This is a genomic window from Hymenobacter gummosus (genome assembly GCF_003970915.1).
GTDB lineage: Bacteria > Bacteroidota > Bacteroidia > Cytophagales > Hymenobacteraceae > Solirubrum > Solirubrum gummosum.
Window position 1 is genome coordinate 38,710 of sequence record NZ_RXOF01000008.1, and the last position, 14,790, is coordinate 53,499.

Here is a 14,790-nt window from a genome sequence, read left to right on the forward strand (position 1 = left end):
CGGCCCTTAGTTCAGGGCTACCGCCTGCGCGCCGGAAAGAACTACTCTGTTACCGGCTTCCACCTCGACGTACTTCATAATCTGCTGGATTTGCTCTGCGGAAAGCTGAAAGCTGGGCATCTGCTGCTTCTGGTACTGGTTGAACAGCTTCACGCCGTATTCGTCGCCGCTGGCCACGACGCGGCTGGAGTTCTGCACCCACTTGACAATCCAGGGCAGGGGCCGGCGCTGCCCGATGCCGGCCAGCGCCGGCCCCACCACCACGTCGTCGATGGCGTGGCACTGCGCGCAATTGCTTTTGAACAGCGCATCCCCGGCGTCGACGGCCGCGGCGTCGGCCGGCGTCAGGCTGGCGCGGCGCTGCTGAGCTTCCGCTACGCGGGCGCGCCAGGCCAGCGTGGCGGAATCGGCCACGACGCCGCAGCCCCGCGCCGGCTCCTCCTCGGCCACTAGCAGCGGCCCCGGCTCCAGGCCGGTGGCGGTGAGAAACAGCACGACGAGGCTGCAGACGAGCAGGACTACAGCGGCCGGGAATACCAGCGTGAGGGCGTTGCGGGACATGGCAGAAAGCGGATGAGGTGGCACAACAGGAATCGGCCAAAAAGTACGACCCGAGGTGCTGAGTGCCAAGCTTTTTTGCGGGTTTGTGGCGGCCCCGGCCACGCCCCGCCGAGGCAGCAAAAAGCCCCCGACCTGTGCAGGCCGGGGGCTCTTGCATGACGCAGGCAGCGCACGCTGCGGCTTTAGGCGGACAAGGTGGCCCGGTGGGCCGTCACGTCGGCAATGAACTGCTGCAGGATGGGCAGCTGCGGCTCCAGCAGGGCCTGCTCCAGCTCCTGAACCAGCAGCTTTTCCCCGCCGACTTTGCCCTGGCGGGAGAGCAGCTCGTCGCGGCGGTCGGTTTTGCGGCGCAGCGTGTTGGCCTGCTCGTCGCGCTCCTTGCCCGGGTCGAGGGTGTCGAGCACGGGCGTCATGGTGGCAATGTACTTGTTGAGGCCGTCCAGCTCGCCGTGGAGGCCGCGGGCGGTGGCGCTGGTATTGTCGGCGCGGTAGTCGGTTTCGATGTCGCGGAAGCTGAGCACTTTCAGCTTTTCGTTGGCCACGGCCAGCACGGCGTCGCACTGGGCGCGGGTGGTCAATAAAGAGAGGGAGTAAACCATAAACGTAAACTGGTGGGAATGATGGGTGTGGACTAATGCGCGGCGCTACCTGCATTTATGCCAAAGAATAGGCTCATTAATTGCATTTCAAAGCCCCATTTTGAGACTCAGCTTCCCATTTTGGCAATATCTAGTTAATCAGTCGCCCAGCACCTCATCAAGCGCCGCCAGCTCGGCTTCGAGGCCGCGCAGGCGGGCCAGCAGCAGCAGGCGCTCGGCGGGCGCGAGGGGTACGGGTGCGGCGGCGGTGCGCAGCCCCAGCCCGTCCAGCCAGTGCAGGTCGCGGGCGGCATCGGGGGTGGCGCCGGGCCAGGTGAGGCGGGCCCCGGGCGCGGGCGGGGCATCGGGGGCGGCCAGCAGGGGGCGCAGCACCGCCAGGACCCAACGGCGGCGGGCGTGGCCCTGCTGCCCGCTGCCGCGCTGCGCCAGCTCGAAGCGCAGCTTGGCGAGGTAGAAGCGCAGGCGCTTGCGGCGGCGCTGCAGCGGCGCGGTGTCGGCCGGGTCGAGGACGGGTGGCGCCTCGGGGGCGGCCTCCCGGGCAAAATCGGGGGCGGCGGGGCCCTGGCCGTCGGGCGGGGGCAGCTGCCGGGCCAGCACCCAGAGGCGGTGCTCGGCGGCTGCGCCCAGGATTTTACGGCTGGCTTCCACCGCCGCAATCATCTGCCGGCTTACGCCTACAAACTGGGCTAGCTCAGCTTGACTCAGGGCGAAGTGCTGCCGCACAGCGGCGGCCAGACTGGCAGATGGGTAAGCTCGACGCGACATAGCAACACAGGTAGCAATGCCAAGAAAATAAAATCGATTGCTACCAGCGTGGTAGCAATCGATTTTATTTTCTTGGCATTGCTACCCGAACGGGTTCTGTCCTTCAGGCGATGGGGCAGGTCTACTTCCTGTCGCTGGTGACTCTGAGCTCCAGGCGGCGCGGGATACCGGATTTTCGATTGGGCCGCAGCTAGCCGCCTCTACTCCAGCACCAGCCGCGCCGCCTGCCCGGTGGCGGGCAGGCGCAGCAGGTACAGGCCCCGGGGCAGCGCCTGCAGCTGCAGCGGTAGCGCGCCGCTTACCGGCGGCACCGATTGGCGCAGCACCACGCGGCCCCGCACGTCGCACAGCTCCACCACGGTGGGCTGGCGGAAGTCGCCGCGCACGCTGACGTGGCCGGTGGCCGGGTTGGGGTATACCTGCCAGGCGGGTGCGCCGGCACCGGCCGCGGTGGCCGTAGAGGCCGTGGCAATGATGGTGAAGTCGCGGGCCTGGTCGGCGGCGCCGGTGTAGCAGGGCGAGGGTATGGCCGTGAGGTTTGACTGGTTACCGGGCGGGTAGGCAAACAGCACGCGCAGGCGCAGCGGGCGGTTCAGCACCGTGGCCGGGGGCAGCGTGAGCGTGCCCGTGCGCACCGTGGGCGAGAATACCGGAAACTGCAGGGCGTCGTAGAGCAGCTCGGTCGCGTCGAAGCGGCCGTCGTCGTTGACGTCGACCCACACGAAGGCGGCGGTGGCGGGATTGTAGCGGTCGGCCATGGTCATGGCGTAGAGCACGCCGCGGGCCAGCACGGCCGGGGGCACGGCGCAGGTTTCGTCGCGGTAGCTGGGGGCGTTGAGCGGCTGCGGGCCGTAGCTCAGCGCCGTACCGATGCTGAACGTGCGGATACCGCGCTGGGCCTCGGTGACGCCCACGGCCGGCCGGCAGGCGGTCAGGGGCGCCGGCGCGCCGCCCAGGCTGCGGATGGTTACGTAGCCGGGGCGGGTGCGCGTGCTGGTGCCCAGGCGGTTACTCACCGTGAGCGAGACGGTGTAGGTGCCGGGGGCGGCGTAGGTGTGGCGCGGGTGCTGCACCGTAGCCGAGTCGCCGTCGCCGAAGCGCCACAGCCAGCGGGTGGGGCCGCTCTCGGTAGAATCCCGGAACTGCACCGTGCCGCTGCACGATGTGGGCAGCTCAGCCGAGAACAGGGCCGCCGGCGGCCCGGCAGCCGGCAGCACCACCACGGTGTAATCCTCGGTGGAGCCTGGCCACCACGCGGGGGAGCAAGTAGTGGCGTCAACGTACGCCGCGCCATAATGTATCATCACCCGCAGGCGGGTGGGGCCGGCCTTGGCCGCTGCGGGCACCCGCACCGCGTACTGGTACTGCAAGACGTTGTTGACCGTGCCCAGGATTTCCGATGCGGTAAAGAAGCCATCCTGGTTGGCGTCCAGCCAGCAGGTCACATGGTTGCTGCCCCCAAACGGATATGGTGGCGAGGTAGCCGCAAACTGGTAGCTCTGCCCAATTTGCAGGGTAGTATACTGGTCCGTAAAGTCTCGGTAGGCCACGCCGGTGGTGCGCGGCACGGTGTTGTTGATGTCCCCCAGCCGTACGCTGGTGAAATACGCGGGCGCAGAATTGGTGCCGCCGTTGCCCAGTGGGGTGCAGTAGGTGGGGCAGGCTTCGGCCACGGCCACGCGCTGCCAGGCCGTGTCGGGGCCGGCGGCGTTCTGGGCCACCAGGCGCACCTCGTACAGGCCGGGACGTGCGTAAGTGTGCGGGGGCGGCGCGGCCAGGGTGCTGCTGGTGCCGTCGCCGAAGTCCCAGTGGTAGGCGGTGGCCGCCCCGGTGGTCTGGTTGGCGAAGCTCACCCGCACCGGGCCGCAGAGCTGCTGGTAGGCCACGGCAAAGGCGGCGGCGGGCGGGGCCAGGTTGGGCGCCAGCACCACGCTGTAATCTTCTACCTGCCCCAGCTGCGGGGCGGCGCAGGGGCCGGTGGCGGGGCTGCCGGCAAAGTCGGCCAGCAGGCGCAGGCGCAGGGGCCGGCCGTACACCAGCCCGGCCGTGCTGGCCGGAATGCTGAGCGTGACGCTGGGGCTCTGCACGGCCAGGCCCTGGTAGAGCAGCTCGGCCGGGGCCAGCTGCCCGTCGTCGTTCACGTCCAGCCACACGCGCACGTCGTGGGCCACGGCGGCGGTGCTGAGCTGTAGGGTGGCGGGGCGGTCGGCCGTGAGGGTGGCCCGCCGGGCGCAACTGAAGTCCTCGTAGCCGGCCTGCCCGTCCAAGGAGCGGTTATCGAGGCCGGCCAGGCGCACCCGCGTGAGGCCGTAGCCGCAGCAGTGGGCCGTGGTGGCGGGCTGGCAGGGGGCGGGCCGGGGCGCGTCGGCGCGCACGGTCACGTAGCCGGTGCGCGTCAGGGAGTCGCAGCCGGCGGCGTTGCAGGCCGTCAGCCGCACGGTGTAGGTGCCGGGCTGGGCGTACTGGTGCTGGGGGTGCTGCTGGCTGCTGCTGGCCCCGTCGCCGAAGCGCCACAGCCACTGCGCAGGGGCGTGCAGCGACTGGTCGCGGAAGCTGATGGGCCCGCCGCAGCTCACCGTATCGAGGGCCAGGAAGCGGGCCTGCGGCCGGGCCGGGGCCGTGGCCAGCAGCACCACGCGGTAGTCCTCGGTCTGGGAGTACTGCGGGGTGGTGCAGGGCCCGGGCACGGGCGCCAGGCTGTAATCGGCCGCGATGCGCAGGCGCAGGGCCACGCCCACCGGGGCGGTGGCCGGCACGGTGAAGGTGGCCGCGTGCTGGCGGGCGTTGGCGGAGCTGAGCACCAGCTCGCCGGCCCCGAACTGCCCGTCGTTGTTGTAGTCCAGCCAGGCGCGCACCGTCTCGTCGGCGTTGGGGTTGGTGCGCACCGCCAGCGCGTAGCTACCCCCGCGCCCGAGCAGGGCGGCGCGGGCGCGACAGCCGTAGTCCTGATAGCCCTGGGCCGCGCCGGCGGTGGCCGTGTCCAGCCCGGCCAGCGTCACCCGGTAGATGCCCATGCCGAAGGCGTGGTTGGTCGCCGGGGCATTGCCGGGCTGGCAGGTGGCGGGGGGTGGGCATTGGGCTGAGGCTACTGAGGTGCTCGACGCAAGATAGAGCATCCACATAATTGTAGCTTCAAAGAATTTACCCATAGTCTTCAAGCCAAAATTTTTTATTATCATTTTCCCATCTACAAAATGATATAACTAATAACAAAAATAAATGTCACATAATTAATTAATTTGAATATATTTTATATCTGTTATCTCCCCCTTATATCGTCCTAAATGCCCTGATGGCTTATCCAAGAATCTTCCTATGATCTTTACATTTTCACCATCTATACTAAGATGCGAGTAGTTATTAATCATATACCCAACACTACTTATATCAACCCAAACACATTCGTCATTACCAGGCCATTGTTGACAAAAAGACGTATTTTCATAACCATCATTAATCCTACCGCTAATTTCAACATATAAAGAATCATATCTTTTCGGATACTCTAATAAATCACCAACATCACATTCTTTTGATTTAATATTTTCCCGCAAATCCAATAATACACGTCGATTTTGACATGAAATTAAAGTAAACAACGCAATGAAAATTATTTTTCTGTTTATTTCCATGGGTTTTGAAATTTTTGCGTCCTAGTATCTAAAACCATCATCCTGTAGTTTGGCGCAACGTACGTAGCATCGTTTCCAGGATTTACTTTGGATTGTGGTGCCCAGAGAACTTCGGTTTTAAGTAGCGGTCTAGCAATTTGTCTATAATCGTCGGGAGAGCTACTTATATTTAATGGGGTATCTGTATACGACGTCCTCATCTGAGTTTCTCCAGCTGCAGCTCTTAAATAGTTTTCAAAAGTCACTGCATTTACTTCTGAAAGAGAAAACCTCTGATTAGGAAATGGACCGAATCTACTTGTTAAATAAAAACTACGAGCCATTTCATAATCCCATCCATGTTGCAATTCATGACCTAACGCAAAATGACTTTTGCTATAAGACACATCGTCCAAATCACCTCCTCCTCTATAATAATGAATACTTGTATCATTAGCATCAAATCTAGAATCTTTCAATCTTCCTGCAGCATGTATATCATAATTATTATCAGAATTTATTAAATCATTAATTCTAGATAATCCCACTTTAGTTTCAGATATTTTATTTAAATCAGAAACTACCCCATCTACAAATTCGCTATTCCCATCATATTCTCCTTCTTTAGTAATATTCCCATCCTTATCTTGAGAATAGTGATAAGCCTTACCGTTCTCGTATAATACAGAATACTGACTACCAGGCAAAAAAATTGTAATATAATCACCATTGATATCAATAAAATTAACAGGATTATTTGCAGTATACCCATACGGTGTGGCACTACAATATATATTAGCAAATCTGTCGATTGTTCCAAACCGCCCAAGCTGTGCATCATACATGCGCGCGCCGTAGTCCAGCCAGGCTAGGCCAAACTCCTGCTGCTTTTCCTTGCCATTGTACTGGTACTGGCTGGGCATGGGTGGCGGCTCGGTTTCAATACCCACCAGGTTCAGGCCCCAGGGGTCGTAGTGGTTTTCCTGCAATTTAACATTATCCACCAGCGTCAGGGCCAGGTCGTCGAAGTAGGCGGGCGTGCCGCTGTCGTTGAGCAGGGTTACGCGCACGTAGCCGGCCGAGTCGGCTTTCAGGCCGGTGGCCAGGCGCTGCCAGGCGTCGGTGGCGGTGCGCTGCAGCGGCACGGTGCGGCTGGCTACCAGCTGGCTGTCCTGGTCGTACAGCTCGTAGCGCAGCGCGGCGGCCGGCAGTTCCTCGGGCTGGGGCCGCGCCGGGCGCAGGCGCTGGGGCAGCAGGGCCAGGCTGGCCCCTACCCAGGGCCGGAAGCGGCGCGGCCCGGCGCCGGGCGAGGAGGTTTCGGTGGCGAGCTGGCCGGGGCTGCCGGCCACGGCCGCGCCGGCCAGCAGGGCCCCGCGCCGGGCGGCGCGGCCGGCCGGAACCGGGTGGTCGTAGCGGGCGTACACCTCGGCGCGGACGCTGTCGCCGGCCTGCACGGCCCAGCTCAGGCCGGGGCCCAGGCGGCGGCCCTCGGCGGCCGAGAGGCGGGCCACGTACTGGCCGGTGCGGGCGTGCTCCGGGTCGCGCAGGCGGGTCTCGGCCACGCGCTCAAACTGCGCTTCCTCCCGGGCGGCGTTGGCCGGCTCCATGGAGGCGGTGCGCTGCTGCTTATCGTCGCCCTCGTCGCGGAAGGCCACGCGCAGGTTGCCCAGGTGGTCCTTGAGGTGGTACTCGTACTTCCAGCGGAAGCCCCCGGCGCTGGGCGTGGTCTTGTACACCAGCCGGCCCTCGGGCATAGCGGCAAACTGCAGGACGGGCGCCTGGGCCGGGGCCGCCTGGTACTGAAAGCCCCCGGCGTAATAGGTCGTGGTGACTTCGGTGCCCTCGGTCGTCACCTTGGCCACCTTGGTACCCGTGGCCGTGTACAGGTAGTCCACCGTCCGCGGGAGCTTGCCCGCCATTCCCACCCGCTGGGGCAGGTTCAGGGCGTTGTAGCTGATGTGGGCAATGCCCTTGTTTAGGTCCTGCGTCAGGTTGCCCTGAGCGTCGTAGCCGTATTCGGCCGCGCTGGTGCCGGGCGTGTAGGGGCCGGTAGGGTCTTCCAGGTCGTGCGTGGCGGCGGTCGGGCCAGCCGCGTCGTCTACGGCCAGCAGGCGGTTGCCCTCGGTGGTGGTGCCCGCCGTGGCGGAGTAGCGGTAATTCAGCTGGTCGAGCACCCCGTGCTGCGGCGTACCCGTGCTGCCGGGAGCCGATACCAGGCCGCGGCGGGTCATCGAGAGCAGGTTGCCGTTGGCGTCGTAGCTGATGCCGGATACCGAGTAGTCCGGGCCGCTGAGTCCCCATTGTCCGCCCTGGTGGGTGCGATAATCGGCACCAATCAGGCGGTTGACGGCGTCGTAGTGGTAGGAGTAGCCGCGCGGCGTGTGGCCGGTGGCGCCGTTGCGCGTCTGCCACAGGGCTTCCGCGATGTTGCCGTTGAACTGCGCCGCGCTCAGGCCCATGTTGCGGTGGTCGTTGTAGAGCAACTCCAGGCCAAACAGGTCCGGCTGCTCGGCGGCGTTGTCGTCGTTGGGGTCGGCCCCGCCGAAGCGGGTGCCGTTGTTGGTCAGCCGCCGGTCGTTGATGTGGGTGAGCCAGCCGCGGATGTTGTAGCGGTAATCTACCGACTGCAGGAAGTGCGGGGGCACGTCCATTTCATCGGCCGCTTCCCAGTCGAGGCTGTGCAGCTTTTTATCCACCAGCTGGCCCAGGTCGTTGTATTCCTGGCGGGCTACCAGCACCCAGGGCTGCTGCGGGTAATGGCGCCACCGGCCTGCAGCGTCCAGCCGATGCCCGTCCAGGGCGCTGCTTCGTCCAGGCGCAGAGCGCTGCCGTAGTAGCGCAGCCCGATGGGTACCGACAAGCCCTGGCCGGGCAGGGTAAACAGCGGTATGTCGACGGAGGGCACACCGGTATACAGGCTTACCGGCAGCTCGGCGTACTTCCCCAGCTCGGCGGCCTCCGGCGAGCGGGGCATTAGGTACCGGTCCTGGTTGGCTGTATTGGGCAGTTGAACCTGCGCAACGGCGTGTCCCGCCCAGCCCGTGCTGCCAGCTAACAAAGGAATGAGGAGCCTGGATAGGCTTTTGGGCATTAATGACATCATACTGAATAGATTATGGTGGTTGGAAATATAAATACAGGCAGATACATACCATTATATTAATATTAATTTACTATACACCTCCGCTTCAAGGCCTCTTCTACCCTGCCCGCCGCCCTTTCCACTGGTACCCCCCGCGCAGCCCCAGCAGCCCCACCGCCAGCGCATACGGCGGGTACAGCAGTTGCAGCAGCGGCACCAGCCCCAGCCAGCGCCGCCGCCCGAAAAAGCCCAGCACCGGCCTCAGAAACGCCACGTCGGCGCCGAGCTTGAGCGCCCAGCCGGCCGCCGCCCAGGGCCAGGCGGCCGGGCGGATGAGCAGCAGCAGCGCCAGCAGGTAGAGGCTCAGGTTGGCCCCGAGCACCAGCAGGGCCAGGCCGCGTGAGGCGCCGCCGGGCTGGTAGTGCCGCCACTTGCTGGCCCAGCGCACCCGCTGCTGCAACAGGGCCCCCAGCGTAGGCTGGGCCGCGGTGCGCACGGTGGCCGCGGCGTCGGCCACGAAGCGGATGCCCTGCGGGTAGCGCGCGGCCAGCTTGTGGAGCAGAAACTCGTCGTCGCCGCTGGGCAGATGGTCGTTGCCGCGGAAGCCCCCGACTTCGTGAAAGGCCGCGCGGCGGTAGGCCAGGTTAGCGCCGTTGCACATGGTGGGGGCAGCCAGGGCAATGCTGGCGGCGCCAGTGCCCACTAAGGCAGCCAGCTCCAGACCCTGCAAATCGGCCAGCAGCCCCCGGCCCGTCAGCAGCACTGGCCCGCTGATGAACTGCACCTGCTCGGCGGCGAAATACGGGGCGTAGGCCGCCAGCCAGCCCTCCCCCACCCGGCAGTCGGCATCGGTGCAGACGGCCCAGGGGGCCCGGGCTACGGCCAGCGCGGCCTCGACGGCGGCTTTCTTGCCGGTGGGCCGGTTGGGCAGCCCGGCCAGCGCCAGCAGACGCAGGGGAAACGGACTATCGGCCGCGGCGGCGCACACCACGGCGGCGGTGGCGTCGGTGCTGTGGTCGTCGGCCACGATGACCTCGAACGGTGGGCCGGCAAGGTGCAGCCAGGTTTGGGCGCGCAAATCAGCCAGCAGCCGCGGCAGCGCGGCCGCTTCATTGCGGGCAGCAATGAGGACGGAAACCAGTGGCGCCGGGGCACCAGCAGCAGCGTTGAGTCCATGCCCGTCGGCAGGCTTCGAGGCAGCGGCGGTTTCTTCGGCCATTCTGCCCGGGCGCAGGCCCCGCCAGGCCCGGCGGTAGCGCAGGAACACGGCGGCGTAGGCGGCGGCGGGCAGCGTCAGCAATAGGCCCAGCCAGTCGGTCCCGCTCATGCGCTGGGGGCGGCCGGACGGCGCTTTTTCTGGCGGCGCAGCACCTTCAGCCGCAGCACAAACAGCAGGCCGGCCGCGCTGGGCAGGGCAATGTTGAGCACCCACAGGCTCAGGCTGGCCGACAGCACCGGCAGCACCGGCAGCCCCAGCAGCCCGAACAGGTGCGTGGCCGACAGCTCCCGGGCCCCTACGTCGGTGAGGGCATTCAGGGAGGGCACTAGCGACTTCAGCAGGAAAGTGCCGGCAATGGCGGCCAGCGCCGCGCCCAGCGGGGCCGTGGCGCCGTAGGCCCACAGCAGCAGGCCAAACTGGGCCGTAAACACCGCGTAGCGCAGCCCGGACAGCAGCAGCACCTGGTGCAGCACCCGGGCCGGGTAGTGGGGCAGATTGGCCGTGTAGCGCTGAAACCGCCGCAGCGGCCGCCACTGCAGCACCGCCGCGAGCAGCAGGCGGCTGCGGTAGAGCGGCAGCAGCATCAGCGCGTTGCCCACGGCGGCCGTCAGCCCCAGGCCGGCGGCCACCAGCGGGTACTCGGGGCCCAGGTAGCGCCCCACGAAGTAGAGCACGCCCAGGGAGCCGGCCAGCACGGTGACAACCAGCTGGCAGTAGCGGCCCAGAAACACGGCGCCCAGGGCTTCGGGGCGGCGGTTTTTCAGCTCCAGCAGGCGGCCGGCGTAGTCGCCCACGCGGTTGGGCGTCACGAAGCCCAGCGTGAGGCCGGTGAGCACCGCCCGGAAGCTGCGCCCATACGACACCGGCTCCAGAAACCGGGCCAGGCGCCACCATTTCCAGGCTTCGAGGGCCCAGTTCAGGGGCACCAGCAGCAGGGCCGCCAGGGCCGGGCCGCGCTGGGCGTCGGTGAGCAGGCCGCGCCAGGCCGTGGCCGTGGCCGCATCGGCCACCACCGACTGCCAGAGCAGCCAGAGCGTAAGAGCAGTAACGGCCAGCTTGCCCAGCACCACCCAGGGACGCCAGTTGCGGCGCGGCGTGGGGCCGCCGGCGGGCCGCTTTGGTTCGGGCCCGGGAATCGTTGCGTAGCTTTGTATACTATGCCCGCCTTCCCCGCTCCCGCCCTGCCCGACCTGCCCAAGATTATCATGGGCGTCGACCCCGGCACCCAGATTATGGGGTACGCCGTGATTGAGGTGACCGGGCAGCGCGTCGAGGTGCTGCGCTACGACGTCATCAATATGAAGGCGCTGGGGTCGAATCACGCAGTAAAGCTAAAGAAGATCTTCGACCGCATGATCGAGCTGATCGAGGAGTTCCTGCCCGATGAGCTGGCCATCGAGGCGCCTTTCTACGGGGCCAACGTGCAGAGCATGCTCAAGCTGGGCCGGGCCCAGGGCGTGGCCATTGCCGCCTGCCTGTCGCGCCAGATTCCCTACGTGGAGTACGCCCCCACGAAGGTGAAGCAGTCGGTGACGGGCTCGGGGGCGGCCAGCAAGGAGCAGGTAGCCAGCATGCTGCGCCAGACGCTGAAGCTATCCGCCGACGACGCGCCCAAGTTCCTGGACGCCACCGACGCCCTGGCCGTGGCCATGTGCCACCACTACCAAAAGGGCAACAACGTGAAGGCCGGCGGCAAGAGCTGGGGCAAGTTCCTGGCCGACAACCCCGACAAGCTGGCCGCCCCGGTGGCCGGCAAAAAGGCTACGGCCGCCCGCAAGAAGCCGGCGGCGTAGATGACTTTAACTCAAGGATTGGAATATTGCCCTAAAGTCCCCTACTTTATTATTCAAACTTATCTTATTTATTATATCCCTCCTTCCTATATTTACAGATTTTGTCTCCAGCCATTTAAATATTTCCTTCAGCGTTTCTTTGCCCATACCTATTTTCAACAACTCATCGAATTCATCTACGTCATAATATGCATTAATAATTCTATCTACCTCTCTATCCTGCGCGTTATTACTCCTGAATTCATCATCATTTAATAAGACTGCAAGTTTAGATATTTGCTGCTTTAATACCTCCCTGTATTTATATCTATTATGCACAATTGTTTGCTTTAAAAATTGAGCTATTTTCTCTTTAATCACCACAACATTCAACACATGCTGCATATCTCCATACTTTGCAGTAATAGCAGCATAGATAGACTCAGGACACAGAAGATAATTTTCTATTTCATACACGTCTAGAATATGCATATTTACTTTTTTCTTTTTAGCATAGTCTTTAAGTTTATCAACCCACATATTACTCAGCCCATCTCTATCAAGCATCAAAGACACTTTAATATCCTTTTTTAAAACTTCTTTTAGCACGTCTTTAATATTAAAAGGCGTTCTATCATCCTTACCTCTCCCTCTAATCACCGGTATTGTAGTAGAGCCAGCAATACAGTTTGCTTCCAAAGTTCTATCGATTGCCTCTAGTATAGAAGTGTCATTATCCTCAATAAATATTAACTGACCAGACAGCGCCGTTTTCGCCAATTCGTATGTATCTATTCTAGATATAATTTCCTGCTCGACTTCATCTGAGTTTGTCAAAGGAATATTGGCCTTATTTTTAGCAGACACTGGCACCACTTCACTTGGATCTGCGGCACGTATTATAGAAGTTGAATGAGTCGAAACTATTATTTGAATACCAAATTCTTTTTGTATTTCACGCAATGTATTCGCTAGTTGATTTTGCAAATTTGGATGAAGATGAGCATCAGGCTCATCAAGCAAAACAATACTAGATATTTCGGGGCAAAAACGATAAATAGGAGCAAGTATTTGCAGTATTTGCATAAACCCACTTCCTGACGAATTAAAATCAAGAGCAAACTTATCTTTCCCAAGCTCTTCTGAGTACTGAGCCTTCACAAATATGTCATTCTCCGAATCAAATTCAACTGAATCAAGAGAAAACCCAAAATCCTTAAACAGTCTATCCTTCAATCTGTTATAATTATCTTTATTTTTCTCCCATATATCAAAAAGCAAATTTCGAATCACAGAGCTTGCTTCACCAGACCTCATTGTTTCTCTAATAAACGCAGGAAATGTTCTTTCCTCCGTTACTCTCAGCCCTACAAATCCAGTAATAAATAATGGTATTTTCCTATGCAAATCAGGCTGATTTAGCAAATCAATATCACTTGAACTACACTTAACATTATAACTACCGAATCTAGTTCTTATATTAACTCTATAGACATTATTATTCTCATCAAATAGATCTATATCAACACTTGGATTGGCCTGTTCACCAACAACCTTGCCACCGATTGATTTTTTCCTGTACCATAACTCATTTGTATTAGACAAGTATACGCCAGGCAGATCGTATAACCCGGTACCGCCTTGTTTGACCTTAGGTAAGCCATCCTTGTCGAATATCAGCTTATTACCAAATATCACACTCAATGATATATTGATAGCCTGTAAAACTGTTGTCTTACCAGAACTATTCTCACCCATGAGTATAGTAAACGGTTTCAACTCGACAGTAGAATCTTGAAATTTCTTAAATCTTTTCAGAGCAATTTTTCTCAGCATATGCCTTAGATTTAGCCACAAACACCGCAACAATATTAAAAATCAACAACACATACAACAAATTATGATTTAATTAGAAGTAACCTCTAGGCCAACCACCAGAAACACCATCGTCAGGTAGCTCCAGAGTAGGATGAAGAGCACGTGCACCACCGTTTCGAACCGCTTGCCGCGCCACAGCGCCGCCGAGTAGCCGAAAAACTGCACCAGCAGCCGCAGCAGCCAGAACAGGCCCAGCCCCAGGCACACCCGGCGGCCCAGCACGGTGCCCGTCAGCTCGGGGGCGCTGCTCAGGCACAGCAGGCCCATGAGCAGCAGCGCCACGGCCAGAAACAGGGTGTGGATGTACATCATCTGCCGGTTGATGAGGCTGACGGTGCGCAGCTCGGCGGCCCAGCTGAAGTAGCGCGGAAAGCCCGCGTGGACCAGGGCCAGCAGCACCAGCAGCCCGCCCACCAGCTTAAGCTGCAGCACTATCATCGGCGAGGAGGACAAAAACCGACACGAAGGGCGTGATTTTCTGCTCGGCGGCCACGCGCAGGCCCGCCGCCCCGAACACCCGCCGCCACGCCCGCCGCGAGTAGAAGTGAAACGCCCCGACGCTGTAGGCCAGCAGGTTGGCCGCGTCGCGCAGGTGCTCCACCACCACGATGCGGCCGCCGGGACGCAGCAGGCGGCGGGCTTCGCGGAAGAAGGCCACGCGCTCCGGCTCCTGCCGGATTTCGTGGGCGGCCAGCAGCAGCACGACCAGGTCGGTGCTGCCACCGGGCGCGGGCAGGTGGCGGGTACTTACCGACTGCGTGCCCGGGTAGGCCGCGTAGGCCCGGCGGGCGCGCCGGATGGAAGCTTCGGTGTGGGCGGCGGGGTCGTAGAAATCGAATACGCGCAGGGTGGCCGGGCGCAGGTGCCGCTGCAGCAGGGCGCTGCTTTCGTCGAAGCCCGCGTGAATGTTGACCACCGCGGCCCCGGCCGGCAGCCCCAGCCCGTCGAGCCAGCCGAAGCGGTACAGGCCCGAGCCGTCGTACACGTAGGCCGATACCAGCAGCGACGCGGCCGTGCCCGCCAGCACGGCCAGCGCCGCCAGCCATGCGTACGGGCGCAGCGGCGCGTGCAGCAGCCCGACGGCCAGCAGCAGCGCGGCCCCGCCCGCCGCCCCCGCGAAGAAGGGCCAGTTGAAGCGCACGATGTTCAGGGTGCCCTGCCAGGGCGTTCGAAGCGTCATACTCTAATAATCAGAACATCATGGCAATAATCAGCCCGTCCTGTCGAGCTGGTCGAGACATCTCGCGTGCTGACGTCAGGTAGTAACTCAATCGTTCATCGAAGAAATGACAACCCAGCGAGA

Annotated in this window: 13 protein-coding genes; 1 reads left to right on the forward strand and 12 read right to left on the reverse strand. The window is 61.7% G+C overall.

What is annotated here, in order from left to right:
- Nucleotides 1-6 precede the first annotated feature (6 nt).
- From EJV47_RS14600 to EJV47_RS14640, 9 genes are all read right to left on the reverse strand, one after another.
- Nucleotides 7-561 (reverse strand): c-type cytochrome, encoded by a 555-nt coding sequence (locus EJV47_RS14600; protein ID WP_126693903.1) that lies wholly within the window; start codon nt 559-561, stop codon nt 7-9.
- Nucleotides 562-743: 182 nt separating this feature from the next.
- The gene (locus EJV47_RS14605) at nt 744-1,160 is read right to left on the reverse strand and encodes a hypothetical protein (protein WP_126693904.1); all 417 of its coding nucleotides are present in this window, start codon (nt 1,158-1,160) and stop codon (nt 744-746) included.
- 138 nt (nt 1,161-1,298) lie between these two features.
- Nucleotides 1,299-1,925 (reverse strand): helix-turn-helix domain-containing protein, encoded by a 627-nt coding sequence (locus tag EJV47_RS14610; RefSeq protein WP_126693905.1) that lies wholly within the window; start codon nt 1,923-1,925, stop codon nt 1,299-1,301.
- Between the two features lie 200 nt (nt 1,926-2,125).
- Complete coding sequence (locus EJV47_RS14615) at nt 2,126-5,047, reverse strand: GEVED domain-containing protein (RefSeq protein WP_165903767.1); 2,922 nt, start codon at nt 5,045-5,047, stop codon at nt 2,126-2,128.
- A gap of 108 nt (nt 5,048-5,155) precedes the next feature.
- On the reverse strand, nt 5,156-5,557 hold the full coding sequence (locus tag EJV47_RS14620) for a hypothetical protein (RefSeq protein WP_126693907.1): 402 nt from the start codon (nt 5,555-5,557) through the stop codon (nt 5,156-5,158).
- Nucleotides 5,548-8,274, reverse strand: a complete 2,727-nt coding sequence (locus EJV47_RS28440; protein WP_207895897.1) for an RHS repeat-associated core domain-containing protein — start codon at nt 8,272-8,274, stop codon at nt 5,548-5,550. Before EJV47_RS28440 ends, EJV47_RS14620 begins: the two co-directional genes overlap by 10 nt.
- Nucleotides 8,265-8,510: a hypothetical protein gene (locus tag EJV47_RS14630; RefSeq protein WP_126693908.1), complete on the reverse strand. Its 246-nt coding sequence runs from the start codon at nt 8,508-8,510 to the stop codon at nt 8,265-8,267. The genes EJV47_RS28440 and EJV47_RS14630 overlap by 10 nt, the downstream gene beginning before the upstream one ends.
- A gap of 226 nt (nt 8,511-8,736) precedes the next feature.
- Nucleotides 8,737-9,945: a glycosyltransferase gene (locus EJV47_RS14635; RefSeq protein WP_126693909.1), complete on the reverse strand. Its 1,209-nt coding sequence runs from the start codon at nt 9,943-9,945 to the stop codon at nt 8,737-8,739.
- Nucleotides 9,942-10,904, reverse strand: coding sequence for a lysylphosphatidylglycerol synthase domain-containing protein (locus EJV47_RS14640; protein ID WP_165903768.1), 963 nt, complete (start codon nt 10,902-10,904; stop codon nt 9,942-9,944). The genes EJV47_RS14635 and EJV47_RS14640 overlap by 4 nt, the downstream gene beginning before the upstream one ends.
- A 90-nt stretch (nt 10,905-10,994) precedes the next feature.
- Here EJV47_RS14640 and ruvC point away from each other — a divergent pair, with 90 nt between their 5' ends.
- Nucleotides 10,995-11,630, forward strand: coding sequence for a crossover junction endodeoxyribonuclease RuvC (gene ruvC / locus EJV47_RS14645; protein WP_126693911.1), 636 nt, complete (start codon nt 10,995-10,997; stop codon nt 11,628-11,630).
- Nucleotides 11,631-11,636: 6 nt separating this feature from the next.
- Here ruvC and EJV47_RS14650 read toward each other — a convergent pair whose 3' ends face one another.
- The 3 genes from EJV47_RS14650 to EJV47_RS14660 all read right to left on the reverse strand — a co-directional run bounded on the left by EJV47_RS14650 (nt 11,637) and on the right by EJV47_RS14660 (nt 14,667).
- Complete coding sequence (locus tag EJV47_RS14650) at nt 11,637-13,445, reverse strand: ATP-dependent nuclease (RefSeq protein ID WP_126693912.1); 1,809 nt, start codon at nt 13,443-13,445, stop codon at nt 11,637-11,639.
- 69 nt (nt 13,446-13,514) lie between these two features.
- Complete coding sequence (locus tag EJV47_RS14655; RefSeq protein WP_243651173.1) at nt 13,515-13,925, reverse strand: hypothetical protein; 411 nt, start codon at nt 13,923-13,925, stop codon at nt 13,515-13,517.
- Nucleotides 13,906-14,667: a class I SAM-dependent methyltransferase gene (locus EJV47_RS14660; protein WP_126693913.1), complete on the reverse strand. Its 762-nt coding sequence runs from the start codon at nt 14,665-14,667 to the stop codon at nt 13,906-13,908. The genes EJV47_RS14655 and EJV47_RS14660 overlap by 20 nt, the downstream gene beginning before the upstream one ends.
- Between the last annotated feature and the right edge of the window lie 123 nt (nt 14,668-14,790).